This is a genomic window from Actinoplanes sp. NPDC049118, from assembly GCF_040648555.1.
In the GTDB taxonomy this organism is placed as follows: domain Bacteria; phylum Actinomycetota; class Actinomycetes; order Mycobacteriales; family Micromonosporaceae; genus Actinoplanes.
Genome location: NZ_JBEZDY010000022.1, coordinates 20,046 through 45,482, shown reverse-complemented (window position 1 = coordinate 45,482; position 25,437 = coordinate 20,046). Strand labels below are relative to the sequence as shown.

Sequence of the window (25,437 nt, the reverse complement as noted above, 5' to 3'; positions counted from 1 at the left end):
GGTCTCTGGCAGCAGGTACACGGGATGCACGGCGCTGAGCGCGACGCGCCCGTGACTTTCGGTGCTCCGGGCTCTGGCGTTATGACGCCGAACCCCCTAACCTCACCGTACTCGCGAGTAACAAATTTCGGGGCGCATTGAACCGCCGGGTCGCGTATCCCGTTGTCATGGTCAACTTCAACCGGGGAGTCAACACATGATCATCGGCGTGCCGCGCGACCCGCAACCGGGTGAACGCCGGGTGGCGGCGACACCCGCCAACGTGGCGGCGTTGGTCAAACTGGGCTACGACGTGGTGGTGGAGTCCGGCGCCGGCGCCGGGTCGTCGTTCTCCGACGAGGCGTACGCCGACTCCGGCGCGACGATCGGCGACCCGCTGACCGCCGACGTCATCTTCGCGATCAACCCGCCGCCGCCCGGGCAGCTCGACCGGCTGCCCGTCGGCGTCACGCTGATCGGCATGCTGAACCCGCGCCTCGACCCCGACCTGGTCGAGGACCTGGCCCGGCGGCCGATCACGGCGCTGTCGATGGACGCGGTGCCGCGCATCTCGCGGGCCCAGTCGCTGGACGTGCTCTCCTCGATGGCCAACATCGCCGGCTACCGCGCGGTCGTCGAGGCGGCCCACGCCTTCGGCCGCTTCTTCACCGGCCAGGTGACCGCGGCGGGCAAGGTCCCGCCGGCCAAGGTGCTCGTCGCCGGCGCGGGCGTCGCGGGCCTCGCCGCGATCGGCGCCGCCGGCAGCATGGGCGCGGTCGTACGGGCGACGGATCCGCGCCCGGAGGTGGCCGACCAGGTCAGGTCCCTCGGCGGGGAGTACCTGTCGATCGAGGCCGCCGACGTGGAGGTCTCCTCCACCGGCTACGCCAAGCAGATGTCGGACGACTACAACGAGCGCGCCGCCCGGCTCTACGCCGAACAGGCCACCGACGCCGACATCATCATCACCACGGCGCTCATCCCCGGAAGGCCGGCGCCGCGGCTGATCACCGCGCCGATGGTGGCCAGCATGAAGCCGGGCAGCGTGATCGTCGACATGGCCGCCGCCAACGGCGGAAACGTCGAGGGCACCGTGCCGGGCGAGGTCGTCGTCACCGCGAACGGCGTGACGATCATCGGATACACCGACCTGCCCGGGCGCCTGCCCGCGCAGGCCTCCCAGCTGTACGGCACCAACCTGGTCAACCTCATGAAGCTGATGACGCCGAAGTCGGACGGCGAGCTCGTCCTCGACTTCGAAGACGTAGTGCAGCGGTCGATGACCGTGGTGCGCGACGGCGAGCTGACCTGGCCCCCGCCCCCGGTGTCGGTGTCCGCGGCGCCCGCGGTGGCACCGGCCGCCACGGTGGTGGCCGAGCCGGCCGTCAAGCGACCGGTCTCGCCGCAGCGCCGGCTGGCGACGGTCGGCGCCGGCGCCGGCGCGCTGTTCCTGCTCGCGGCGCTGTCACCGGCCGCCATGCGCGGGCACCTCACCGTCTTCGCCCTGGCGATCGTCATCGGCTACTACGTCATCGGGCACGTGCACCACGCCCTGCACACCCCGCTGATGTCGGTGACCAACGCGATCTCCGGAATCATCGTCGTCGGCGCCCTGCTTCAGCTCGGGCACGGCGACAGCCTGGTGACCGGGCTCTCCTTCGTCGCGATCCTGCTGGCCAGCATCAACGTCTTCGGTGGCTTCGCGGTTACCCGCCGCATGCTCGCCATGTTCTCCAGGAGCTGATCTGATGGACATCGAATCCGCGGCGCAGGCCGCGTACATCGTCGCGGCGCTCCTCTTCATCCTGGCGCTCGCCGGGCTGTCGAAACACGAGACCGCCAAGGCCGGCAACACCTTCGGCATCGCCGGCATGGCCGTGGCGCTGGGTGCGACCGTCGCCCTCGCGATCGCCCACGACATGAGCGCCACCGGCCTGGCGCTGCTCGTCGTGGCGACCCTGATCGGCGCCGCGATCGGCCTGTACCGCGCCCGCCGCGTCGAGATGACCGGGATGCCGGAGCTGATCGCGCTGCTGCACAGCTTCGTCGGCCTCGCCGCGGTGCTGGTCGGCTGGAACGGGTACCTGCACGTCGAGGCGGAGTCGGACGGCGCGGAGGCCGCGCTGCTGCGCAGCCAGGACATGCTGGGCATCCACAGTGCCGAGGTCGTCATCGGTGTCTTCATCGGCGCGGTCACCTTCACCGGCTCGATCGTGGCGTTCCTCAAGCTGTCCGCCCGGATCAAGTCGAGCCCGCTGACCCTGCCCGGCAAGAACGCGCTCAACGTCGGCGCGCTCGCCGCGTTCGCCGGGCTCACCACCTGGTTCGTTATCTCACCGCGGCTGTGGCTGCTGATCGTCGTCACCGTGATCGCCCTGCTGCTGGGCTGGCACCTGGTCGCCTCCATCGGCGGCGGCGACATGCCGGTCGTGGTGTCGATGCTCAACAGCTACTCCGGCTGGGCCGCGGCGGCCGCCGGCTTCCTCCTCGAGAACGACCTGCTCATCGTCACCGGCGCGCTCGTCGGCTCGTCGGGCGCCTACCTGTCGTACATCATGTGCAAGGCGATGAACCGGTCCTTCATCTCGGTGATCGCCGGCGGCTTCGGCATCGAGGCCGGGCCCGCCGAGGACAAGGACTACGGCGAGCACCGCGAGATCACCCCCGAGCGCGTCGCCGAACTGCTGACGGCGGCCGACTCGGTGATCATCACCCCCGGGTACGGCATGGCTGTCGCGCAGGCGCAGCACGGCGTCGCCGAGCTCACCCACCTGCTCCGCGAGCGGGGGGTCAAGGTCCGGTTCGGCATCCACCCGGTGGCGGGCCGGCTGCCGGGCCACATGAACGTCCTGCTCGCCGAGGCCCGCGTGCCCTACGACGTGGTCCTGGAGATGGACGAGGTCAACGACGACTTCGCGGACACCTCGGTCGTGCTGGTGATCGGGGCCAACGACACGGTCAACCCCGCGGCGACCGAGGACCCGAGCAGCCCCATCGCCGGCATGCCCGTCCTCACGGTGTGGGAGGCCGAGCACGTCGTCGTCTTCAAGCGCTCGATGGCCTCCGGGTACGCCGGCGTGCAGAACCCCCTGTTCTTCCGGGAGAACTGCTCGATGCTCTTCGGCGACGCCAAGGAGCGGGTGGAGAACATCCTCCGCGAGGTCACCTCCGGCGCACCCGCCGGCGCCCGCCGGTAACGCGAGAACGGCGGTGGCCGGGAGCGGATCCGCTCCCGGCCACCGGCCGTCGTTCCCGCCGCGCGGTCAGGTGCGTTCGCGCCGGCCGACCAGCTCCGCGTCGGAGACGTGGCCGTTGCGGGACGCGCCTTCGCCGGCGACGCGGCCGCGGGCGCCGGTCTTCGGGCCGGTCCCGGCCTCGGGTGTGCTCGGCGCCGGCGGCGCGGCGGGCGCTTCGACCCGCACGCCCCGCAGGATGAGCATCGAGGCCACCGAGCCGATCGCCAGCGCGATCGCCGCGATCATGAAGGCGAAGGTGTACCCGCTGGTGACGGCGGCCTGCTCCGCGGCGCCCGTCGCCTGCTCGTCCTGCTGGTAGCTCAGGGCGAGGGCCACGAACACCGTCAGGCCGAGCGCGCCACCCAGCTGCAGCACCGTGGTGACGATGCCGGAGCCCAGGCCGGCGTCGGCCTCGGAGACGTCGTGTACCGCGGCGTTCTGCATCGCCGGGTTTGTCATGCCGAAGCCGAGCGCGGTCACCACCATGGCCGGCAGCAGCTCGGTCAGGTACGAGCCGTCGACGCTGAGCCGGGTGAACAGGGCCACGCCGACGGCCGACACGGCCAGCCCGGACGCCAGCGCGATGCGCGGGCCGTACCTGGTCATGAGCTTGGTCGAGAGGAACAGGCCGGGCATGAACGCCACGCAGAACGGCAGCCAGGCCAGGCCGCTACGCAGGGGCGAGTAGCCCAGGATGTTCTGGCCGTAGAGCACGACCATGAAGAACACGGCGGCCGAGCTGCTGGCGATGAACACCGTCGCGACGTTGGCCGTGGCGCGGACCTTGTTGGCGAAGAAGCGCAGCGGCACCAGCGGCTGGGCCACCCGGGTCTCGACGATCACGAACGCGACCAGGGCCACGACGCCGATGGCCAGCGGGACCAGCACCTGCGCCGAGTCGAGCGGGTTGCGGGCCGCGGACAGGATGGCGTTCAGGATAGCGATCAGACCACCGGTGACCAGTACCGCGCCGGGCAGGTCGAGGCGTCGCTTGCCGGTGACCGGCGCCCTGTTCTCGTCGGCGTACTTCGGCAGCAGCAGCATCGGCACGAGCGCCAGCGGCACGTTGATCAGGAAGACCCAGCGCCAGCTCACCAGGTCGGTCAGCACGCCGGACAGCAGCACGCCGGCCGCGGAGCCCAGGCCGGCCAGCCCGCCCCAGATGCCGAACGCCTTGGCCCGCTCCTTCGGGTCGGTGAACAGCAGCGCCACCATCGACATGGCGGCGGGCGCCGCCAGCGCCTCGGCCACGCCCTGCAGCGACCGGCCGGCGAGCAACACCCCGCTGTTCTGCGCGAGTCCGGCGGTGATCGAGGCGACGGCGAACAGCCCGGCGCCGAGGCAGAACACCCGGCGGCGGCCGTACATGTCGGCGAGGCGGCCGCCGACCAGCAGCAGCCCGCCGGCGGTGATCAGGTAGGCGCTGACCACCCAGGTCAGGGTCGCGTCGGCCAGCCCGAGGTCTTTCTGGATAGAGGGCAACGCGACATTGACGATTGTCGCGTCCAGGAAAATGATGAACTGCACGAGCGCGAGCAGGGAGAGTGCTCGCCAACGTCGTGGATCGGCCCTTTCGGTAACCTTCCGGGGCTTCGCGGTATCCATTCCAGCCCCTCCTTCCGGGTGTGTGAGCCAGGGAATTCCGATGTGGTTTCGAGTGGTGCTCTCCGGTCCTTTCAGTCAATCGCCACGGACATCGCGGGTCCAACAACGGAGTGACCCGTTTGACAACCGATGGTTGTCGGCCAAGATGGCGTCATGGACCTCGACCTCGACCTGGCCCTGGTGCGGGCGTTCGTGGTGACGGCCGAGGAGCTGCATTTCGGCCGGGCCAGCCAGCGGCTCGGCGTTTCGCAGCAGGCGCTGTCCAAACGCATCCGCCGCCTCGAGGAGGCGCTCGACGCGTCGCTCTTCGAGCGCTCCACCCGTACCACCGGGCTCACCGAGACCGGCCGGCGCTTCCTCGGGCCGGCCGGTGAGCTGCTCGCGGCCGGCGACGCCGCCGTGGCCAGCGTGCGACGGCAGGGCACGCCGCTGCGGATCGACGTGCTGCACGATCGACTGGGTCCGGTACACCTCATCACCACCCTGACCGAGAGCAATCCGGGCCTGCGTCTGGAGCTCAGTGCCCGGCGCGGCCTGACCTTGGCCCTTCCGGCACTGCGCCGGTCCGAGATCGATGCGGTATTCGGCCGGGTGTCGCAATTGGTACCCGCCGCCGGGCTGGACCACACATTGGTGCGCCTCGAACCTCTGGTGGCGATCGTCGCCGCGGACCACCCATTGGCCCGGCACGACGCGGTGAGCCCGGCCGGTTTGCGCGAATACGGCATCTGGGTGCCCAATCCGGGCAGCGCGGTGGAGTGGGCCGGGTACGTGCAGCGTTTCGCCGACGATTTCGGCATTCCGCTCTCCTTCGAACAGGTCGACAACGTCAGCGCCGATCAGGTGCTGCGGCGGGGCCGGGCGCGGGGCCAGGTGTTCCTGTCCGCCGCCGACGTGGCCAACCCGGACGCCGACGACCTGCGTACGGTGTCGCTCGTGGAGCCCCGGCCGGTGTATCCCTGGTCGCTGCTGTGGCGCGGCAGCGACCGGCGGCGGCTGCTGCACGACTTCATCGCGCTGCTCGACGACCTCGGCACCCTGGAGGGCTGGCGGGCGTACACCCTGTCGGAGTGCTGGCTGCCCGACGAGGACCGCTCCGCGCTCGCCGGGACCGCGGCGGCGCGGGACGCCTAACGGGACCAGCGGTTCGAGCGCCGCGCCGCCGAGGCGGAGCGGGTCGCCGGTGCGCCGTCGTGGCGCAGCGCGCGGGCCCTCGCCGCCACCCGTCGGCGGGCCGCGCCGGGCGGCCGCACCGCCGAACGGCGCTCGCCCGGGCTACCTGCGATCCGCTCCAGGACGTGCCGCAGGTCGTCGACGAGGTCGCCGGCGGTGGAGTCGTCGAACAGCTCCGCGTTGTACTCCAGGCGCCCGGTAAGCGAATCGGGTCCATGTTCGACGGTCAGCTCCAGGTCGAGCCGAACGGTCCCGTTGGGGCACCCGTCGATCCGCATGGTCGTGTCCGGGCCGAGCTCGGCCCGGTCGCTGCCCGGCGGCAGGTTGCCGAGGTTGAACAGGACGTCGAAGAGCGGGTTGCGGCTGGCGTCGCGGTCCGGGAGCACCGCCTCGGCCAGCTTGCCGAACGGAACGTCCTGTCCGGACACCGCCGCGAGCATCGCCTCGTTCGCCCGCGCGGTGACCTCGGCCAGCGTCGGGTCGCCGGCGAGGTCGACCCGCAGCGGCAGCGTGTTGGAGCACGGCCCGACGACGCCGTCGAGCTCCGGGCGCCCGCGCCCGGCCAGCGGCACCCCGATCACGCCGGCGTCGCCCCCGGCGTGCGCGGCCAGGGTGAGCGCGTACGCGCCGAGCAGCACCCCGAACGGGGTGACGCCGGCGTTCTCGGCGGCGGCGGTGACGGCCCGCGCGGCCGGGCCGCCGAGGTCGAAGCGGCGCATGCCGCCGCGGAAGGTCTGCCGGTCCGGCCGGGGCCGGTCGGTGGGCAGCTCCCGCGGCTCCGGCCCGGCGAGCCGCTCGCGCCAGCCGGACACCAGGTCGCGCAGCAGCTCGCCGTCGACCCGCGCCCGCTGCCACCGCGCGACGTCGAGGAACTGCAGCCGTACCGGCGGAAGGTTCGCGGGGCGCCCGGCGCGGCGGCCGCGGTACGCCGCCGCGAGCTCGGTGCCGATGATCCCGAAGGACCAGCCGTCGACAAGCGTGTGATGGGAGATCCAGGCCAGGACGTGCCGGTCGTCGCGGATCCGGAGCAGCGCCAGCCGCAGCGGCGGGCCGGCGGACAGGTCGAAGACGGTCCGGGACAGCTCGCCGAGGAGTTCCCCGGCCGCCTGCTCCGGATCGTCCGCCGTGCTCACGTCGGTCAGCGGCATCGCCGGCGTCCGGTCGGTGACCTCCTGGTCCAGCCGGCCGCCGGTCACCACCAGCCGGGTACGCAGCACGTCGTGGCGGCCGGCGACGTCGGCGACCGCGCCGCCGAGGGCGTCCGCGTCGAGCGGGCCGTCCAGCCGGAAGGCGAAGGACACGTTGTACGCCGGGACGCCGTCGGCGAGCCGGCTGACGAACCAGAGCTGCTCCTGCACGAACGAGGCCGGACCCCGCCCGCCGGGGCAGGAGCCGGGGGTCAGCCGCGGCTCCTGCGCCACGACGGTGCCGGTGGCGGCGGTGTGGACCTTGGCCAGGAACCTGCCGCGTTCTTCGGCGGACATCGAGGCCAGCCGGGCCGTCAGGGTCTTCACGTGTGCCTCCTTGGGCCGGGGTCGGGTACGCCGATCCGCGCTGGGCGCCACCGTAGGCCGCGGCGGTTACGTGACGGTCCGTCGTGGACGTAACCGGCGGTCAACCGGCGCCGCCTACGTTCGCCGGGAACGGTGGCACCGACGACACCCGGGAGCGACAACGATGACCACGACAGCGGCCCACAGCCTCTGGCTCGAGTACATGTCCGTCTTCGACCGCTACCAGACCGGCGAGCTGACCGCCGAGGACTGGGACCAGTGGCGTCGTAACCGGCTGCGGACCACGCTGCGGCACGTGCGCGACCGCTCGCCGTTCTACGGCCGGCACCTGGCGGGCATCGACGTCGACTCGATCACCCCGGACACCCTCGACCGGCTTCCCTTCACCACCAAGGACGACCTGCGCCGGGAGATGTTCGACGCGCTCAGCGGCAGCGCGGCGGAGGCGCTGGTGTACTACGAGACGACCGGCACGACCGGCGCCTCGACGCCGTGCCCGCGCGACGCCAAGGACGTGAAGACCAGCAACGTGCACGTCGAGTGGGCCTGGCGGCGGATGTTCGAGCGCTACTTCGGCGCGCGCCGCCCGGTCATCGCCCTGATGGGCCCGTCGGAGCTGTACGCTTTCGGCGACACGTTCGGCGACGTCGCGCAGCGGCTGGACGCCTGCCACGTCAAGCTCTGGCCCGAGTCGCCGCGGGTGGGCTTCCGGAAGGCGCTGCGGCTGCTCCGGGAGCTCGAGGTCGAGGTCGTCGTCGCCGCGCCGGCCCTGTGCCTCAACCTGGCCAAGGCCGCGATCCAGAACGGCCTCGACCCGGCCCGGGACTTCTCCGTCAAGCTGTTCTGCACGCTGGGGGAGATCTGCACCCCGGCCTTCGGCGAGAACGTCAGGTCGATCTGGGGCGCCGACGTGCGTCCCGCCCTGTACGGGTCGCAGGAGGCGCTCGCCATCGGCACCGGCTGCACCCACGACCGGCTGCACGTGTCGCAGCCGAACTACCTGGTGGAGGTCCTCGACCCGGACACCTCGGTCAGCCTCGGCGGCTACGGCACTGGCGAGCTGTGCCTGACCATGCTCATCGACGGGATCAAGCCGCTGATCCGCTACCGCACCGGCGACCTGGTCATCGTCTCGCCCAACGCGTGCGGCTGCGGCGGCCCCGGCGACGTCGTCGAGGTGCTCGGCCGGGTCGCCGACCGGGTGCGCATCGGTGCGGACAGCTACCGGCCGGCGCAGATCGAGTCGAGCGTCCTGGGCGGGCTGACCGGCTGCCTCGGCTACCAGGTCGTCATCGACGGTGACCCGGGCGGCGGCGACCGGCTCACCGTCCACCTGGACCTGCGCTCACCGGACGGCGAGGAGGCCGCCCGGCTGGGCGCCGCGACCGCCGCCCGGCTGAGCGAGCACTTCGAGGTGCCGGCCCGGGTGGAGGTCACCACCGAGCTCGACCCGATCACGAACACCGGCGCGTTCGTGAGCTGGAAGGCCGCCCGGATCCGGGACAACCGGGTGTCCGGCGACCGCGACGCCGACGCCGCCCGGGCGGCGGCCGCCGCGCACCGCGTCACCAGCTGACCCGGGCCCCACCGCAAGCCCCGAACCGGCGATAGGAGCAGTCGATGACGATCACACCCCAGCGCCCGCGGGCCGCGGTCCGGGTGACCACCGAGCGGCACCTGGTGCCGGCCGGCGACCCGCTCGCCGTCTACCTGACCCTGCGGGAACGGTACGGGCCCGATCAGGTGTACCTGCTCGAGTCCCCGGCCGGGCCGGCCGGCGACTGCCGCTACGCCTACGTCGGCTTCGGCGAGCTGCTGTCGGTCTCGATCGACGGCGAGGACGTGTCGGTCGAGGGGATACCGGTGTTGCGTGAGCCGGCCCGCGAGCGGATCGGGCGCGCCGACGGCCTCGAGGAGATCCTCCGGGCGGTGCACCACCTCGTCGACGGGCCGCGGGAGAGCGACCGGTTCTCCTTCGGCTTCCTGGCCTTCCTCGGCTACGACGCCGCGCGGCACTTCGAGCGGCTGCCGTACCTGATCGAGTCCGGCGATCCGCTGCCGGACGCCTGCCTGGTCCTGCACCGCGGCCTGGTCCGTTTCGATCTCGGCGGGGGAGAGACCGAGCTGCTGCTGCACCGCGGCGACTGCTGGCCCGACGACCCCGCCGACGAGCTGATGACGCTGCTCGCCGCCTCCGCCGGCCGCGGCGAACCCCGGCCCGGGCCGGACGTGCCGCCGCCGCTCGCGGTGAGCGACGACATCGACCGGCCCGACTACCACGACACCGTCGACCGCTGCCTCGAACACATCGCGGCCGGCGACATCTACCAGGTCCAGATCGGACACCAGGTCACCATCCACAGCGCCGCCGACCCGGTCGAGGTGTACCGCCGGCTGCGCGAGCGCAACCCCTCGCCGTACATGTCGATGGCGCCGCTGGTGGGCCGGACGCTGATCAGCGCCAGCCCCGAGCTGTTCGTGCGGGTCGAGGGCGGAACGGCCACGATGCGGCCGATCGCCGGTACCGCGCCGCGCGGTGCCGGCGGCGTCGGCGACGAGGCGATCGGCGAACGGCTGCGCTCGGATCCGAAGGAGATCGCCGAGCACATCATGCTTGTCGACCTCTGCCGCAACGACATCGGCCGGATCTGCGAGCCGGACACCCTGCGGGTCACCGACACGATGTCGGTCGAGGCCTATTCGCACGTGCTGCACCTGGTGTCCTCGGTGGAGGGTGCGGTGCGCCCGGGGCTGGACAGCTACGCCGTGCTGGCCGCGCTGTTCCCGGCGGGGACGATGACCGGGGCGCCGAAGATCCGGGCCATGGAGATCATCGAATCGATGGAGCACAGCCGGCGCGGCCTGTACGCGGGCGCGTTCGGCCTGATCGGGCTCGGCGGCTACGTCGACCTCGCCCTGTGCATCCGCAGCCTGGTGCACGACGACGGCCGGTACCGGGCCCGGGCCTCGGCCGGGGTGGTCGCCGACTCGCAGGCCGACCGGGAGTGGCGGGAGACTCTGGCCAAGCTGAGCGCCACCTACTGGGCGGTCACCGGAGAGGAGTTGCTGTGAAGGTCCTGCTGGTCGACGCGTTCGACAGCTTCGTGCACATCATCCGGCAGTACCTGCTGAGCATCGGGGTGGAGACCGAGGTGGTCCGCTCGGGCGAGCTGTCCGTCGGCGACATCCCGGCCACCGGCGCCGACGCGATCCTGCTCGGCCCGGGCCCCGGTCACCCCGACGCGTCCGGGCACGTCGAGCTGGTGCGGGCGTACGCCGGCCGGCTGCCGATCCTCGGGGTCTGCCTCGGGCATCAGGCCATCGGCCTCGCGTTCGGCGCCCGGGTGGGCCGGGCGTCGCACCTGATGCACGGCAAGACCAGCGAGGTACGCCACGACGGGCAGGGCGTCTTCGCCGGCGTGCCGGACGGCTTCCGGGTCACCCGCTACCACTCCCTGATCGTCGACGGCGACAGCCTCGCCGGCACCGGCCTGCGGTGCAGCGCCATCGCCGCCGACGACGGCTACGTGATGGCGCTGCGCCACGAGACCCTGCCGGTCGAGTCGGTGCAGTTCCACCCCGAGAGCGTCCGCACCGAGCACGGGATGCGGCTGCTCACCAACTTCGTGAGCGGGGTGCCGGCCACGACGTGAGCCGGGCCGGCCGTCACGGGTCGGCCAGCCGGAGCACGCCGTCGACGCGGCGTGCCCGGTGTCCGGTCCACAGCATCGTCCTGCCCCCGGTCCGGTCGAACGGGTCGGGGCGCAGCCAGCGGGCGGTCCGGGTCGGCCCGCCGCGGTAGCCGCCGCCGAGCCAGGCGGCGGCGAAGTACAGCTGACCCTCCGTCACCGGGTGCAGGTCGTCGTCCAGCACGTACCACCGGCCGTCGAGCTCGTCCGGGTCGCCCGCGCCCGACGGCGCTGCGACGGCCTGACCGTCGAACCGGACCGGATCGCCGTGCAGCAGCTGCCCCCAGATGACCAGCTCGTCGCACTCCGGGCTGGGCGCGGCGCACTCCGCCGGCCCGCCCGTCGGCAACGGCCCGCCCGCGGAGTACGTGGCGGTGGCGGCCAGGACCAGGCGGCCGTGGTCGAAGACCAGACCCCCTCCCGGAGCCGGGCCCGGCACCACGTACGCCGGGTCGCCGGGCTCCACCGCCCGGCCCGCCCGTGCCGGGCGCCTGCCGCCCGCGCGGTCGCGCCGTTTCCAGGCGAGCACCGGCAGCCCGTGGCGGCGGGCCGGGCCGGCCCACTCCGGCTCCGCGACGATCAGCCGCAGGCCCGGCTGCGCGGGCGGCGACCCGTCCCGCATCGGCAGGTACGCCGCGCCGGCCCGCAGCACCGCCAGCCGGGCGACGACGGCGTCGGCGCCGGGTCGCAGCCGCAGCCCGACCAGTTCGCCGGGGCGGACGCCGTGCTCCGCGATGGTCCGGGCCAGCGCGCCGGCGCGCCGGTCGAGGCCGGCGAAGGTGAGCGGGCGCCCGGCGCCGAGCACCGCGGCGCGGCGCGGCGCCAGCGCGGTGACCAGGTCGAGCCGCCCGGTCACCGTCCGGCCCCCGTCATCCGGGGAGCCGCCAGTAGACGCAGCCGGTTCCGGCCCGTGCTGGCGGGTCAGCTCGGTGATCTGTGCCAGGCAGCGCAGCCGGCTGCCGACGAAGTAGGTGTCGACCCAGCCGGGTGGAATCCGGCGGGCGAACGGCCACAGGCCGTAGCGGTGTTCCGCGTTGACGACGATCCGCAGGTACTGCGGTGCTGCTGCCATCGGCGAGCCTCCTCCCGGTCGGTCGCCCCCGTTTCGCCTCGACCCGGTCGCGTCCGCGGACGGTAGCGCCGGCGGGTTCGGCCCCGGTTACCCGTCGCCGCCGGCCGCGCACCGTAACCCGTGCCTAACCAGCCGTCCGTAGCGTCCGCCAGGACCACATAGGTGGACCCGGAAGGAGACGGCTGTGCCCGACACCGCTGCTTGGGAACGACACCTGCAGGACGTGCCCCGGCTGGTCGGCCTGCCCGTCGACCGGTGCGAGGCCGGCCCGGACGACGGGCCGGCCGGCTGCGTGATCCCCGGGGGCCCCTACTGCGCCGCCGAGCTCGCCGCCGGCCTGGCCGCCCTGCTGCACCGCTACAGCGGCGAGTCCCCGCTGCTCGTCGGCCTGGCCGACGGCGAACCGCCGGGGCGGCTGACCGTGCTGCGCGTGACCGTCGACGGCTCCCGGCCGTTCGCCGAGCTGCGCGACGCGGTGCCGCACCTGACCGACGCCGCCCGGCAGCTCGGCGCCGTGACGCCGCCGGAGCTGCTGGAGCTGCGCGGTCTCGGCACCGGCCCGCAGCGGCCGTGCCACGCGGTGGTGGTCACCGGCGACCGCTGCGGCATCGGCGCCGCCGGTGCCGAGCTGACCGCCGTCGCGGACCGCGGCGGACGCTCCGTGCTCGTCGCCGACGCCACCATCCCGGACACCGACGCCGAGCGGATCGCCGGGCATCTCGCCCGGCTGCTGGCCGCCGGCGCGGCACCCGCCGGGCCGCCCCTCGCCCGGCTGTCCCTGCTCGACGGCGAGGAGGAGGGCCGCATCCTGCACGGCTGGAACGACACCTCCCGCCCGGTGCCGGACGAGCAGTTCCCGGCGGCCATCGCCCGGATCGCCGCCGAGGCTCCCGACCGGGTCGCCGTCGTCGCCGGCGCCCGGTCCCTGACATACCGGCAGTTCGACCAGGACGCCAACCGGCTCGCGCAGCACCTGGCCGGCCTCGGGGTCGGCCGCGGCGACCGCGTCGGTGTCTTCTTCGAGCGCAGCCCGGAGAGCCTGCTGTCGCAGCTGGCCGTGTTCCGGCTGGCGGCGACCGCGGTGCTGCTCGACCCGGAGTATCCGGGCGAGCGGCTGGAGTTCATGGTCGAGGACTCGGCGGCGGCCGCGGTGCTGACCCGCGAGGGCCTGTCCGGGCGCCTCGGCGCGCCGCGGTGCCCGGTCGTGCCGGTCGACGGCGACGCCTGGCGCGCCGCCCCGGCCGTCGACCCCGGCGCCGAGGTGCGCGACGAGGAGGTCTGCCACATCGCCTACACGTCGGGCTCGACCGGAAAGCCCAAGGCCGTCCAGCTCCGGCACGGCCCGCTGCGCAACACCGCGTACGTGCTGCGGGAGCAGTGCGGCCTGACCGCCGGGGTCCGGGGCACCTGGCTGTGCTCGCCCGGGTTCGGCCTGGTGCAGGTGGACTGCTTCCCGATCCTGCTGGCCGGCGGCACCGTCCACATTCCCGAGCCGGCGGTCGCCGCCGCGCCGGAGCAGCTGCGCGACTGGCTCGTCGAGCAGCGGATCAGCCAGTCCCTGGTGCTGACCGCGATGGCCGAACGGCTGTGGACGCTGCCGTGGCCGGAGGGCACCGAGCTGCGCTGCATGCGGATCGCCGGCGAGCGGGTGCGCACCTGGCCCGGGCGTGAGCTGCCGTTCCACGTCCTCAACGTGTACGGGTCGGCCGAGGCGACCGTCGTGGCCACCTGCGACCTCACCGAGCTGGGCGCGGCCGGCGGCGCCGGCGGGCGGATGCCGCCGATCGGCCGCCCGGTGGCCAACGTGCGCACCTACGTGCTGGACGCCAACCACCAGCCGGTGCCGCCGGGCGTGCTCGGCGAGCTGTACATCTCCGGCGCCAGCCTGTCCCGCGGTTACCTCAACCGGCCGGACGCCAACGACGCCAAGTTCCTGGCCAACGACGTGCCCGGCGACCCGTACCCGGTGCTCTACCGCAGCGGCGACGTCGCCCGGTACTGGTCGGACGGCACGGTCGAGATCATCGGCCGGACCGACAACGAGGTGAAGATCCGTGGTTACCGGGTGCACCTGGGTGAGGTGGAGGGCGCGCTCGCCGAGCAGCCCGGCGTACGGCAGTGTGTGGTGCTGGCCCGCGAGGACGTGCCCGGCGAGCGCCGGCTGGTCGCCTACGTCGAGCCGGACCGCGCCGCGCCGCCGCGGGTCGCCGCCGTGCAGGCCGCCCTGCGCGAGCGGCTGCCCGGGTACATGGTGCCGTCCGCGTTCGTGGTCGGCGATCTGCCCACCACGCCCAACGGCAAGATCGACCGGGCCGCGCTGCCGCCCCCGCCGCGGACCCGCCCCGACCTGTTCACCGAGTACCGGGCGCCGGCCACCGACGCCGAGCGGGCCGTGGCCCGGATCTGGGCCGACACGCTCGAACTGGACGAGGTCGGCGTGGACGACGACTTCTTCGAGCTCGGCGGCGACTCGCTGCGGGTGATGCGGATGCTCGCCGGCCTGCGCGCCGAGCTGGGAATCAGCCTGCGGATGTCGCAACTTGTCCGGACGCCGACGGTGGCGGCCCTGGTCGAGCTGCTGTCCAGCGGCGCCCCGGCCCGGCGGCCGGAACTGCGGCACGATCCGGAGACCCGGTACGAGCCGTTCGGTGTCACCGCCGGCCCCGGGGTCCGCTACGTCGAGTGGCACCAGGAATGGCTCGACCCGGACCGGCTGGTCGAGGCGTGGCGGCGGCTCGTGGCGCAACAGGACGCCCTGCGGCTGACCTTCGACGCCGACGGCGGCCAGCGGGTCGTACCCGCCGCGGACGCGCCGCCCGGCGAGCCGTCCGTGCTCGACCTGAGCCTCGACGACGAGGCCGTCGGCCCCCGCCTGGACGGGGTACGCGCCGAGCTGCTGGCCACGCGCTTCGACGGCGCCGGGCCGCCGTACCGGTTGCGGCTGACCCTGCTGCCGGACGAGGTCCTGGCCGTGCACCTGGCGGTGGATGCGCGCGCCGGCGACGACCGCGGCCTCGACGAGGTGCTGCCGCGCCTGCTCGCCGGCCTCTATGAGGACCTGGACCGGCCGGCACCGGAGCTGACCGTGCGGGACGTGCTGACCGCGGCCGGCCGGGTGCCCGGCCCGGCGCCGGTCGCCGGCGATCCGCCGCCGCCCGCCGGTCACCACCGCCGGCTCGACGCCCGGGTGTGGCCGGCGCTCCTGCGGGCCGCCGAGGCCGCCGGGGTCGACCCGCGGTGGCCGGCCACCGTGATCGCCGCCGACGCGTACTCGGCCGCCGCCGGCGAATCCGGCGTGTGGGTCCTGGTTCCCGTCGCCGAGGCGCCCGACGCCGCGCACGACGTGCTCGGCGCGCTCAGCGAGGATCGGCCGGCCGGGATTCCGGAGCCCGGCGGGGCGACCGTGGCCGCCCGCGCCGCAGAGCTGCGTGACGCGGCCGTCCGCGGGGGAGAGGACCGTGACGGCGGCCCGGTGCTCGCGGTCCGCGTCGTGACCGAGCACGATCCCGGGCAGGAGGGCTGGGACGCGCCGGTGTTCCGGGCGAACGCCCTGCCCGGCGTCGTTGCCGACCTGACCCTGCGCCCGAGTGGCGACTCGCTGCACCTGACCTGGACCTATCGGAGCGACGTCCTGAGCCGGGACCTCCTCGTCCGCATCGACACCGCCGTCAGCGCCGGGCTCGCGGCGTTCGCCGACGCCGGAGAGCCCGCCCCGGTCCCGGACCCGGCCGGTGTGTGACGCCCTGCCGTACACCCCGTGCCGACCGGTGCGGACCAGCCCAGATTCAGCGAGGTGAACACCTGATGACCGTGCTAGTCGTATTGACGGATACCTCAACCAGGACCGAGCAGCAGCAGGCCGCGGCCCTGACCCAGCGCGCCTGCGGCGAGGTGCGGGTGCACACGCCGAGCCTGCTCTCCACCGTCGGCGATCTGGCCGTCGTCGACCGGGCGGTGGGTCATCTGCCCCAGGTCCGGCACGTCGCCCGGGTGCCGGGCGACTACCCGCGCGCCTCGGTGCAGTCCCGGATGGGCCGGCCGAGCACCGTGGCGCTGGGCCGGGCCGCGTTCGGGCCGGGTCAGTTCACGGTCATCGCCGGGCCCTGCTCGGTGGACAACCACGATCAGCTGATGGAGGTCGGCCGCGCCGTACGGGACGCCGGCGGGCATGCCCTGCGCGGTGGCGCGTTCAAGCCGCGCAGCTCGCCGTACGCCTTCCAGGGCCTCGGCCGCCGCGGCCTCGACCTGCTCGCGGAGGCCCGCCGGGTGACCGGCCTGCCGATCGTCACCGAGGTGCTCGACGTGCGTGACCTGCCCGCGATGCTGCCCTGCGTCGACATGCTCCAGGTCGGCGCCCGCAACATGCAGAACTTCGCCCTGCTGCGCGAGCTCGGCAGGCTGCGGACGCCGGTCCTGCTCAAGCGGGGACTGGCCGCCAGCATCGACGAGACGCTGATGGCGGCCGAGTACATCCTCGACGGCGGCAACACCGACGTCGTGCTCTGCGAGCGCGGCATCCGCACCTTCGAGACCGGGTACCGGTTCACCCTCGACATCGGCGCCGTGCCGGTGTTCAAGGAGCGTAGCCACCTGCCGATCATCGTCGACCCGAGCCACGCGGCCGGCGAGACCGCCCGGGTCATCCCGCTCGCGCTCGCGGCCGCGGCGTGCGGCGCCGACGGGATCATCGTGGAGACACACTGCGATCCCGCCGCCGCACTGTGCGACGGCAAGCAGGCGCTGCCGACCAGCCGGCTGCCGGAGCTGATCGACGGCGTGGTGAACGTCGCCCGGGCCGCGGGCCGCACGGCCGGGCCGATGATGTCCGAGCGCAACGACCGGCACCGCGAGCTCGTGCTGACCGGCGATCCGGCGGGAACGGTCGCGTCGGCCCGCGTGCGCTGGCGGTGACGGGCTGCCGCGCGGTCAGCGCAGCCGGTCGTCCTCCGACAGCAGCTTCGCCCCGACGGCCTTGCGGATCGCGTCGACCCGCGAGACGGCCTGGAGCTTGGCGTACACGTTGGTCAGGTGCCGCTTCACGGTGCTCTCGGTGATACCGAGCCGGGCCGCGACCTGCCCGTTGCTGAAGGCCTTGGCGACCAGGCGCAGCACGTCGAGCTCGCGGGCGGTCAGCGGGGCCTGTGTCGGCCCGATCCGCTCGCGGGAGCCGTCCAGCCGGTCCATGGTGTCGCGCGACACCGAGAGCAGCACGTTGTCGCGCCCGCGGTTGACCGAGTGCACCGCCGCGATCAGCTCCTCGCCGGCGATTGTCTTGACCAGGAACGCGTTGGCGCCGCGCTCCAGCAGGTCGTGCACGATCGCGGGGTTCTCGTGCATGGTCACGATGATCACCCGGGTCCTCGACCGGCTGCGGGCCAGCCGGTCGATAACGGCCGCCGCGCCCGGGCCCGGCATCTCGACGTCGAGCAGCAGCACGTCCGGCTGCAGGCTGGCGACCAGGGCCAGCGCGTCGTCGGAGTTGCCGGCCTCGCCGACCACCGAGCAGTCGGGGTCGGTCTCCAGCAGCTCGCGCAGCCCCTCGCGGAACAGCGTGTGATCGTCGGCGAGCACCACCCGGACCGTCCGGCGGGCAGCGCCCGGTCGCCCGTTCACGGGCCGCGGCCCGGCAGCGACACGTGCACCCGGACCGTCGTCCCGCCGCTCGGATTGTCCGAGATGGACACCATGCCGCCGATCAGCTCGACCCGTTCGCGCATCGACAGCATGCCGCCGCGGTGGAAGTCCTCGGGGCGGCGATCGAAACCCCGGCCGTGATCGGCCACGTCCGCCACCACGGCCGACTCGCTGACCAGCAGCGTCACCGCCAGCCGATCGGTGCCCGAGTGCAGCAGGGCGTTGCGCACCGCCTCCTGGAGCACGACGTAGACCTCCTCGGCGATCACCCCCGGCACGGCGCCGCTGTCGCCCTGGGCGGTGAACTCGACCGCGACGCCGGGCGGAACATTGGCGTCGAGATAGCCGCGCAGGGCGTGGTCGAGGCCCTGCGGCCCGACGGACAGGCGCAACTCCTGGGAGAGCCCGCGGGTGATCGCGATGGCGTCGCGCAGCGACTGGTCGACCCGGCGCAGCTGACCGGCCGCGCGCTCGCTGTCGCCCTCGATGGCGCGTTCGGTGTAGATCCGGTGCAGGTCGAAGTGCTGCAGCCCGACGCCGATCGCGTGTGCGACCCGGTCGTGCAGGTCCCGGGCGATGCGGCGGCGCTCCTCGAGGTGCGAGGTGTAGACCTGTTCCAGCAGGAAGCTCACATAGGACAGCGAGCCGACGGTCACCCGTACCATGATCGCGCGGTGCAGCGTGATCGCGACATCGCCGGCGGTGCTGGGCGAGGCCACGGCCGGACCGGTGTAGTGGGACAGCAGCGGGGGGAGCGCGACCTCGAAGAGGGCGGTCGCCGCGCGCAGGGAGTGCAGCGGGTGCACGCCGTGTTCGGCGCGGTCGCTTCCGACGTCGAGCGAGACAGCCACCGATTTCGATCCGACCTCGGCGGTGCCGCTGTTTCGATAACGGGCTACATCATCGATCACCGCCTCGGCCTGACGCAGGGCCTGCCGTAAAGCATGCGGATCGGTGTGAATGGGATTTTCGGTGGCTTCGAGCCGAGCCTCATAGGCGGCGAGGATTTCTGCCCGGAGAGCAGGCGGAACTCCATGCTCCGATGCGTCGACCCTCGTGCCGGCCCCGACCACAACACCTCTCAGCGTGCCCCCCGTATGGCGAGCCCTAATCCGACCCCTGACCCGTAGTTTCCGTCAGTGCTCAGGCCGATGCAAATTTAAGAAGTACCGATATGTGGGCGATGTACTGGGTCGCCATGAAAATTCGGTAGGGCCAGCGACGGCGGAAAACGTCGCCCCGGCTGGCCGGCGCGCACACCACCCAGGCCAGCACCACCGCGCCGAGCAGCACCAGCCAGGAGGCCAGGCGCACGGTCGGCGGCGAGTCGGCGGCGAGCACCACGAACCCGCCCGCGACGGTGCCCGCGACCAGCGCCATCACCCGGCGGGCGCGCCGCTCACCGAGCAGGATCGGCAGCGTGCGGCGGCCGGCCAGGCGATCGCCCCGGACGTCCGACAGGTCCTTGGTGACGCCGCCGACCGCCATCCACAGTGCCATCATCGCCGGGAACAGCAGCAGGTGCTCCTCCGGCCGCCCGCCCGCGCACAGTGCGCCGGCGGCGTAGGTCAACAGGCCGGCCAGCACGACCGCCACCACGGCGTGCACGGTCACCCGCTTCAGCGGCGCCGGCCCCATCGAGTACGCCCAGCCGAGCAGCAGCTGACCGGCGCCCAGCAGAACCAGCAGCGGCGAAACCGCCGCGGCGACCGTCAACCCGGCGACGGCCAGGCCCCAGGCGATCCGGGTCGCCGCGGCCGGGCTCAGGTCACCCCGGGCGATCGGCCGGCGTGCGCCGTTGGCGCGGTCCTCCACCACGTCGGCTATCCCGTTCACCAGGTACACCGCCCAGGTCAGCAGGAACCACGCGGCGGCGCCGACCGCGATGGCAGGCCTCGGCGGAACGCCGCTGAGCAGGGCCAGGGCGGCGGCGGTCGCGAAGCGCAGCAGGAAGATCACCTGAACCTGCGGCCGGGCCTCGCGCAACGACAGCCACAGCGCGCGCGGACCGGCCCACGCGCCCCGGTACGCGGACCCGGCCACCACTGGTTTCTCCGGCATGATGCATTTCCCTTCGTAGCACCTGCGTCCGCCTCGAAAGTCGCAGTCGTACTACGACCTACGTCCGCAGGGGTACCCACTTCGGGGCGACCTACTTGTAGGCCCGGAATCGGTGTTCCTACGTTGATCGGCATGAGCTCCGTCGTATCCGAAACAGTCTTGACGAATACGGAAGGACCGCCGATGAACGGCAACACCACCGCCTTGATGGTTGTACGAAGCCTCGGTGATTTCTCGGTGACGATTGCCGGCACGCCAGTGGAATCCTGGCGTGCCGGAAAGGCCCGTAACCTGTTTCAATTCCTATTGTTCAACCGGGGCCAGGTGGTGCCGAGGGACCGGCTCTACGAGGTCCTGTGGCCGGACGGCGAAGGCGACCGGGCGACCTCGCTCAAGGTCGCGGCGCACGCCCTGCGCCGCATCCTCGGCACCGACGAGGTCAGCATCTCCTACCAGGACGTCGGCTACCTGCTGCGCTGCGAGGGCGTGTGGATCGACATCGAGCAGTTCGAGGCGGCCATCGAGGCGGCCCGCGCGGCCGAGCGCGAGGGCGACCCCGGCCGCGCCCTCGCCGCGCACCACCGGGCGATCACCCTCTACCGGGGCGACTTCCTGGACGGTGAGGCCGCGCACTGGGCCGACGAGCAGCGCCAGTGGGCCCGGTCGATGGTCCTCGGCTCGCTCAACCATCTGCGCGCCGACGCGATGCGCCGCAGCGATCCCGGCGCGGTGATCACCTGGTGCCGGCGGATCCTCTCCATCGACCCGTTCCTCGAGGAGGCGTACCAGAACCTCTTCGTGGTGCACGGCATGCTCGGCGAGCTGGGCCAGGTGCGCAACTGGCACGATCTCTGCGTGCAGCGGCTGCGGGACGGGCTCGACGCCGGGCCGTCGCACCGTACCCGGAAGATCTTCGAGCTGGCGCTCTCCGGCCGGCTGCTGGGCCGCGAGGCGACGGCCGGCTCCGCGCCCGAGCCGGCAACCGCCGCGGCATCGCTGCAGCCGTTCTCCCTCACCGCGTAACCGCCGTGGAACCGCCGCATCCCACAGTTTCCGGGACCACACCACGAGCCTAGGAGCCGGCATGAGCGAGAGCACCACTTCGGACGGACGGCAGGTCGTGCTGATCGCCGAGGAACTGGCCGCCGAGGCGCGGCGGGCGCTGGCCGACGATTTCGACGTACGCCAGGTCCGCGGCACCGACCGCGAGGCGCTGCTCGCCGCGCTGCCGGAGGCGGACGCGGTCATCGTCCGCAGCGCGACCCGGGTCGACGCCGAGGCCCTCGACGCCGGACGCCGGCTGTCCGTGGTCGCCCGCGCCGGTGTCGGCGTCGACAACATCGACGTCGGCGCGGCCACCGAGCGTGGCGTGCTGGTGGTCAACGCGCCGACGGCCAACGTCGTCTCCGCCGCCGAGCAGGCGGTCGCGCTGCTCCTCGCCGTCTCCCGCCACACCGTCAACGCCGGCATCGCCCTGCGCGAGGGGCGCTGGCGGCGGTCGGAGTTCACCGGCGTCGAGGTCGCCGGCAAGACCGTCGGCGTCATCGGGCTGGGCCGGGTCGGTGTGCTGTTCGCGCAGCGGATGGCCGCCTTCGGCGCCCGGCTGATCGCCTACGACCCGTACGCCACCGCGGAGCGCGCGGCCCGGGTCGGCGTCAGCCTGGTCCCGCTGGACCAGCTCCTCGCCCGCAGCGACTTCATCTCGCTGCACCTTCCCCGTACGCCCGAGACGACGGGCCTGCTCGGCGCGGCCGAGCTCGCCCGGGTGAAGCCGGGGGTACGCATCATCAACACCGCCCGGGGCGGCCTCATCGACGAGGACGCGCTGGCCGCCGCCATCGCGGGCGGCCGGGTGGCCGGCGCCGGCATCGACGTCTTCGCCGCCGAACCGTGCACCGACTCGCCGCTGCTCGCCCTCGACGCCGTCGTCGCCACGCCGCACCTGGGCGCCTCGACGGCGGAGGCCCAGGCCAAGGCCGGCGTCATGGTCGCCGAGAACGTGCGCCTGGCGCTGCGGGGCGGCCCGGTCGCCGACGCCGTCAACCGGCCGGCCGGCCACGCCGCCATCGTCGCGGTGAGCTGAGGCGCCGGGCCGCCTTTCGGCCCTGATGTCCGGTTCGCCGCGGGTGCCGCCCGGCGAACCGGGTTTCCTTGCCCGGTGTTTGAGGCCGGCCTGAGGTTGTCTTGAGGTAGCGACCCGATCTGGTCGGGCATGAACGCGACCTTGCAGCTCATCCCCACCGCCCGCCCCGACAACCTGTCCGTCCTCTGGGACCAGGCCACCGCGGACGTCGAGCTGACCGTGGTCGTCCCGTTCTACAACCCCGGCCCGGCGCTGCGCCGCACGGTCGAGCGGCTGGTCGCGTGCCTGAGCGACGCCAAGGTCGGCTACGAGGTGATCGCGGTCTCCGACGGTTCCACCGACGGCTCGGCGCAGACCCTCGGCGGCCTGGCCGGCGTCCGCGTCATCGACATCCCGATCAACCAGGGCAAGGGTGCCGCGCTGCACCGGGGCTTCGCCTCCGCCCGCGGCGCCTGGATCGGCTTCGTCGACGCCGACGGCGACATCGACCCGCAGCACCTGGTCGACTACCTGAACGTCGCCCGCACCGGCGGCCACGCCGTGGTCTACGCCGACAAGCGCCACGCCGCCTCGGTCAGCGGCGCATCCGGCTTCCGCAAGCTGGTCTCGGTCAGCTACTCGACGCTGGTCTCCGGGCTGTTCGGCCTCGACGTCCGCGACACCCAGACCGGCTGCAAGATCGTGCGCCGGGACGTGCTGGCGACCGTGCTGCCCCGGCTGCGTGAGCGCCGCTTCGCCTTCGACCTGGAGCTGTTCGTCGCGGCCGACGCCGCCGGCATCGACGACCTGAAGGCGCTGCCGGTCCGGCTCGAGGAGCGGGTCGCCGGCTCCACGGTCACCACCAAGAGCATCGTGCGGACCATCCGCGACACGTTCGTCATCTACGGCCGCCTCCGCGACAACCACTACCGGCCCACCACCGCCCCGGCCGTGGTCGAGCCCGCCCGCCCCCTCGCCTACGCGGCCTGAGCCCGCCGCACGCGGCGATACCGAAAACGGCCGGCCGGCCCGACGCACGCGTCGGGCCGGCCGGCCGTTTTCGGTTCAGGCGGATCCCGGCCGGCCGCGCGGGCCGGCCGGGGACCTGCGTGTCAGGCGAGGTCGAACCGGTCGAGGTTCATCGTCTTGACCCATGCCGCGACGAAGTCGGCGACGAACTTCTCGCGGGCGTCGTCGCTCGCGTACACCTCGGCGAGGGCGCGCAGCTCCGAGTTCGAGCCGAACAGCAGGTCGACCCGGCTGCCGGTCCACTTGACCTCGCCGGTGGCGAGATCGCGGCCCTCGAAGCTGGTCGCGTCCTCGGACGTCGCCTTCCACGCCGTACCCAGGTCGAGCAGGTTGACGAAGAAGTCGTTGGTCAGCGACCCGGGGTTGTCGGTGAGGACGCCGACCGGGGACCGCTGGTAGTTCGCGCCCAGGACGCGGAGACCGCCGACGAGCACCGTCATCTCGGGTGCGCTCAGGGTGAGCAGGTTCGCCCTGTCGACCAGGAGGAACTCGGCCGGCAGCCGGTTGCCCTTGCCGAGGTAGTTGCGGAACCCGTCCGCGACCGGCTCGAGCACGGCGAAGGACTCGACGTCGGTCTGCTCCTGCGACGCGTCGGTGCGGCCCGGGGTGAACGGCACGTCGACCGTGTGGCCGGCGTTGCGGGCGGCCTGCTCGACGGCCGCGGAGCCGGCGAGCACGATCAGGTCGGCGAGCGAGATCCGCTTCGCGCCGGTCTGCGCGGCGTTGAACGCCTCCTGGATGCCCTCCAGGGTGCGCAGGACGCCGGCCAGCTCGGAGGGGTCGTTGACCTCCCACCCGCTCTGCGGCTCGAGGCGCAGGCGCGCGCCGTTGGCGCCGCCGCGCTTGTCGCTGCCGCGGAAGGTCGAGGCCGAGGCCCACGCGGTGGAGACCAGCTGGGAGACCGACAGGCCCGAGGCGAGGACCTGGCTCTTGAGGCCGGCGACGTCCGCGGCGTCGACGAGCTCGTGATCCACCGCGGGGACCGGGTCCTGCCAGATCAGCGTCTCGGCCGGTACCTCCGGGCCGAGGTAGCGGGCGATCGGGCCCATGTCACGGTGGGTCAGCTTGAACCAGGCGCGGGCGAAGGCGTCCGCGAACTCGGCCGGGTTCTCGTGGAAGCGCCGCGAGATGGGCTCGTAGACGGGGTCCAGGCGCAGCGCGAGGTCCGTCGTCAGCATCGTGGGCGCGTGGGTCCTGGTCGCGTCGTGCGCGTCGGGGACGGTGCCGTCTCCCGCGCCGCCCTTCGGCTTCCACTGGTGCGCGCCGGCCGGGCTCTTGGACAGCTCCCACTCGTACCCGAAGAGGATGTCGAAGAAGCTGTTGTCCCAGGTGGCGGGGGTGTTCGTCCAGGCGCCCTCGAGGCCGCTGGTGATCGTGTCGCCGCCCTTGCCGGTGCCGAAGGTGCTCCTCCAGCCCAGGCCCAGCTCCTCCAGCGGGGCGGCCTCGGGCTCGAGGCCGACGTTCTCCGCCGGGCCGGCGCCGTGTGTCTTGCCGAAGGTGTGACCGCCCGCGATGAGCGCGACCGTCTCCTCGTCGTTCATCGCCATCCGGCCGAACGTCTCGCGGATGTCGCGGGCCGAGGCGAGCGGGTCCGGGTTGCCGTTCGGGCCCTCCGGGTTGACGTAGATGAGGCCCATCTGCACCGCGGCGAGCGGGTTCTCGAGCTCCCGGTCGCCGGTGTAGCGCTCGTCGCCCAGCCACGTGGTCTCGGGACCCCAGTAGACGTCCTGGTCGGGCTCCCAGACGTCGGGGCGGCCGCCGGCGAAGCCGAAGGTCTGGAAGCCCATCGACTCCAGGGCGACGTTGCCGGCGAGGATCATGAGGTCGGCCCAGGAGAGGTTCTGGCCGTACTTCTTCTTGACCGGCCAGAGCAGGCGGCGGGCCTTGTCGAGGTTCGCGTTGTCCGGCCAGCTGTTCAGCGGCGCGAAGCGCTGCTGACCGGCGCCGGCGCCGCCGCGGCCGTCGCTGACGCGGTAGGTGCCCGCGCTGTGCCACGCCATCCGGATGATGAACGGGCCGTAGTGGCCGTAGTCGGCCGGCCACCAGTCCTGCGAGGTCGTCAGGACCTCGGCGATGTCCTGCTTCACGGCGGGCAGGTCGAGGGTCTTGAACGCCGCGGCGTAGTCGAACGCCTCGCCCAGCGGGTTGGCCACGGCGGGGTTCTTGGCGAGGATCTTGAGGTTGAGCTGGTTCGGCCACCAGCTGCGGTTGCCGCCGCCCTCCGTCGGGTGCGCGGCGCGCCCGTGCGCGACCGGGCAGCGGGACTCGGCCCCCGCCTCCTCGTCGTGGATGATCGGCTCGTGGTCCTGGGACGGCACGGACGTGGCGCCCGCCTCCGGGTCGTGGACGATGGCGTCGTGGTTGTCGGACATGGTTTCCTCCG

Annotated in this window: 17 protein-coding genes and 1 pseudogene; 11 read left to right on the top strand and 7 right to left on the bottom strand. The window is 73.2% G+C overall.

Going from position 1 to position 25,437, the window contains the following annotated elements; translation table 11 throughout:
• The first annotated feature begins 196 nt into the window (after positions 1 to 196).
• Together AB0B58_RS30190 and pntB are read left to right on the top strand one after the other, a co-directional pair.
• Positions 197 to 1,723: a Re/Si-specific NAD(P)(+) transhydrogenase subunit alpha gene (locus AB0B58_RS30190; protein ID WP_360230410.1), complete on the top strand. Its 1,527-nt coding sequence runs from the start codon at positions 197 to 199 to the stop codon at positions 1,721 to 1,723.
• A 4-nt stretch (positions 1,724 to 1,727) separates the two neighbouring features.
• Positions 1,728 to 3,176: a Re/Si-specific NAD(P)(+) transhydrogenase subunit beta gene (gene pntB / locus AB0B58_RS30185; protein WP_360230408.1), complete on the top strand. Its 1,449-nt coding sequence runs from the start codon at positions 1,728 to 1,730 to the stop codon at positions 3,174 to 3,176.
• A 66-nt stretch (positions 3,177 to 3,242) separates the two neighbouring features.
• Here the strand turns inward: pntB and AB0B58_RS30180 are convergent, their stop codons facing one another.
• Positions 3,243 to 4,742: an MFS transporter gene (locus AB0B58_RS30180; RefSeq protein ID WP_360230406.1), complete on the bottom strand. Its 1,500-nt coding sequence runs from the start codon at positions 4,740 to 4,742 to the stop codon at positions 3,243 to 3,245.
• Positions 4,743 to 4,973: 231 nt separating this feature from the next.
• Between AB0B58_RS30180 and AB0B58_RS30175 the strand changes: the two genes are divergently transcribed.
• Positions 4,974 to 5,954: a LysR family transcriptional regulator gene (locus AB0B58_RS30175; protein ID WP_360230404.1), complete on the top strand. Its 981-nt coding sequence runs from the start codon at positions 4,974 to 4,976 to the stop codon at positions 5,952 to 5,954.
• On the opposite strand, the gene AB0B58_RS30170 is transcribed toward AB0B58_RS30175, so the two are convergent.
• Complete coding sequence (locus tag AB0B58_RS30170; protein WP_360230402.1) at positions 5,951 to 7,507, bottom strand: condensation domain-containing protein; 1,557 nt, start codon at positions 7,505 to 7,507, stop codon at positions 5,951 to 5,953. The genes AB0B58_RS30175 and AB0B58_RS30170 overlap by 4 nt on opposite strands.
• 163 nt (positions 7,508 to 7,670) lie before the next feature.
• On the opposite strand from AB0B58_RS30170, the gene AB0B58_RS30165 reads away from it, so the two are divergent.
• Genes AB0B58_RS30165 through AB0B58_RS30155 form a run of 3 tightly spaced genes read left to right on the top strand, consistent with a single transcriptional unit; the run spans position 7,671 to position 11,160 of the window.
• The gene (locus AB0B58_RS30165) at positions 7,671 to 9,083 is read left to right on the top strand and encodes a phenylacetate--CoA ligase family protein (RefSeq protein ID WP_360230400.1); all 1,413 of its coding nucleotides are present in this window, start codon (positions 7,671 to 7,673) and stop codon (positions 9,081 to 9,083) included.
• Between the two features lie 44 nt (positions 9,084 to 9,127).
• Positions 9,128 to 10,579 (top strand): anthranilate synthase component I family protein, encoded by a 1,452-nt coding sequence (locus AB0B58_RS30160; RefSeq protein ID WP_360230398.1) that lies wholly within the window; start codon positions 9,128 to 9,130, stop codon positions 10,577 to 10,579.
• Positions 10,576 to 11,160 carry an aminodeoxychorismate/anthranilate synthase component II gene (locus AB0B58_RS30155; protein ID WP_360230396.1) on the top strand — a complete coding sequence of 195 codons (585 nt, stop codon included), beginning with the start codon at positions 10,576 to 10,578 and terminating at the stop codon, positions 11,158 to 11,160. The genes AB0B58_RS30160 and AB0B58_RS30155 overlap by 4 nt, the downstream gene beginning before the upstream one ends.
• A 13-nt stretch (positions 11,161 to 11,173) precedes the next feature.
• Here AB0B58_RS30155 and AB0B58_RS30150 read toward each other — a convergent pair whose 3' ends face one another.
• Positions 11,174 to 12,268 (bottom strand): AMP-binding protein, encoded by a 1,095-nt coding sequence (locus tag AB0B58_RS30150; protein WP_360230394.1) that lies wholly within the window; start codon positions 12,266 to 12,268, stop codon positions 11,174 to 11,176.
• Positions 12,269 to 12,452: 184 nt separating this feature from the next.
• Between AB0B58_RS30150 and AB0B58_RS30145 the strand changes: the two genes are divergently transcribed.
• Positions 12,453 to 16,007 carry an amino acid adenylation domain-containing protein gene (locus AB0B58_RS30145; protein WP_360230393.1) on the top strand — a complete coding sequence of 1,185 codons (3,555 nt, stop codon included), beginning with the start codon at positions 12,453 to 12,455 and terminating at the stop codon, positions 16,005 to 16,007.
• A gap of 65 nt (positions 16,008 to 16,072) precedes the next feature.
• On the top strand, positions 16,073 to 17,179 hold the full coding sequence (gene aroF, locus AB0B58_RS30140) for a 3-deoxy-7-phosphoheptulonate synthase (RefSeq protein WP_360230392.1): 1,107 nt from the start codon (positions 16,073 to 16,075) through the stop codon (positions 17,177 to 17,179).
• A gap of 15 nt (positions 17,180 to 17,194) precedes the next feature.
• On the opposite strand, the gene AB0B58_RS30135 is transcribed toward aroF, so the two are convergent.
• From AB0B58_RS30135 to AB0B58_RS30125, 3 genes are all read right to left on the bottom strand, one after another.
• Positions 17,195 to 17,839 (bottom strand): response regulator transcription factor, encoded by a 645-nt coding sequence (locus tag AB0B58_RS30135; RefSeq protein WP_360230390.1) that lies wholly within the window; start codon positions 17,837 to 17,839, stop codon positions 17,195 to 17,197.
• Positions 17,840 to 17,877: 38 nt separating this feature from the next.
• Positions 17,878 to 18,753: an ATP-binding protein gene (locus AB0B58_RS30130; RefSeq protein WP_360230388.1), complete on the bottom strand. Its 876-nt coding sequence runs from the start codon at positions 18,751 to 18,753 to the stop codon at positions 17,878 to 17,880.
• Positions 18,754 to 19,045: 292 nt separating this feature from the next.
• Positions 19,046 to 19,963, bottom strand: coding sequence for a UbiA family prenyltransferase (locus AB0B58_RS30125; RefSeq protein WP_360230386.1), 918 nt, complete (start codon positions 19,961 to 19,963; stop codon positions 19,046 to 19,048).
• A 258-nt stretch (positions 19,964 to 20,221) separates the two neighbouring features.
• Here AB0B58_RS30125 and AB0B58_RS30120 point away from each other — a divergent pair, with 258 nt between their 5' ends.
• From AB0B58_RS30120 to AB0B58_RS30110, 3 genes and pseudogenes are all read left to right on the top strand, one after another.
• On the top strand, positions 20,222 to 20,986 hold the full coding sequence (locus AB0B58_RS30120) for a BTAD domain-containing putative transcriptional regulator (RefSeq protein WP_360230384.1): 765 nt from the start codon (positions 20,222 to 20,224) through the stop codon (positions 20,984 to 20,986).
• Between the two features lie 61 nt (positions 20,987 to 21,047).
• Positions 21,048 to 22,007: pseudogene (locus tag AB0B58_RS30115) on the top strand (hydroxyacid dehydrogenase); the annotation flags it as partial.
• 168 nt (positions 22,008 to 22,175) lie between these two features.
• Complete coding sequence (locus AB0B58_RS30110) at positions 22,176 to 23,015, top strand: glycosyltransferase family 2 protein (RefSeq protein ID WP_360230382.1); 840 nt, start codon at positions 22,176 to 22,178, stop codon at positions 23,013 to 23,015.
• 122 nt (positions 23,016 to 23,137) lie between these two features.
• Here AB0B58_RS30110 and katG read toward each other — a convergent pair whose 3' ends face one another.
• On the bottom strand, positions 23,138 to 25,426 hold the full coding sequence (katG, locus tag AB0B58_RS30105; RefSeq protein ID WP_360230380.1) for a catalase/peroxidase HPI: 2,289 nt from the start codon (positions 25,424 to 25,426) through the stop codon (positions 23,138 to 23,140).
• Positions 25,427 to 25,437 lie beyond the last annotated feature (11 nt).

Bases quoted from the DNA above. Each gene is read 5' to 3' on its own strand.
- AB0B58_RS30190 (WP_360230410.1), top strand. From the start codon at position 197: ATGATCATCGGCGTGCCGCGCGACCCGCAACCGGGTGAACGCCGGGTG.
- pntB (WP_360230408.1), top strand. From the start codon at position 1,728: ATGGACATCGAATCCGCGGCGCAGGCCGCGTACATCGTCGCGGCGCTC.
- AB0B58_RS30175 (WP_360230404.1), top strand. From the start codon at position 4,974: ATGGACCTCGACCTCGACCTGGCCCTGGTGCGGGCGTTCGTGGTGACG.
- AB0B58_RS30165 (WP_360230400.1), top strand. From the start codon at position 7,671: ATGACCACGACAGCGGCCCACAGCCTCTGGCTCGAGTACATGTCCGTC.
- AB0B58_RS30160 (WP_360230398.1), top strand. From the start codon at position 9,128: ATGACGATCACACCCCAGCGCCCGCGGGCCGCGGTCCGGGTGACCACC.
- AB0B58_RS30150 (WP_360230394.1), bottom strand. From the start codon at position 12,268: ATGGCAGCAGCACCGCAGTACCTGCGGATCGTCGTCAACGCGGAACAC.
- aroF (WP_360230392.1), top strand. From the start codon at position 16,073: ATGACCGTGCTAGTCGTATTGACGGATACCTCAACCAGGACCGAGCAG.
- AB0B58_RS30125 (WP_360230386.1), bottom strand. From the start codon at position 19,963: ATGCCGGAGAAACCAGTGGTGGCCGGGTCCGCGTACCGGGGCGCGTGG.
- AB0B58_RS30110 (WP_360230382.1), top strand. From the start codon at position 22,176: ATGAACGCGACCTTGCAGCTCATCCCCACCGCCCGCCCCGACAACCTG.
- katG (WP_360230380.1), bottom strand. From the start codon at position 25,426: ATGTCCGACAACCACGACGCCATCGTCCACGACCCGGAGGCGGGCGCC.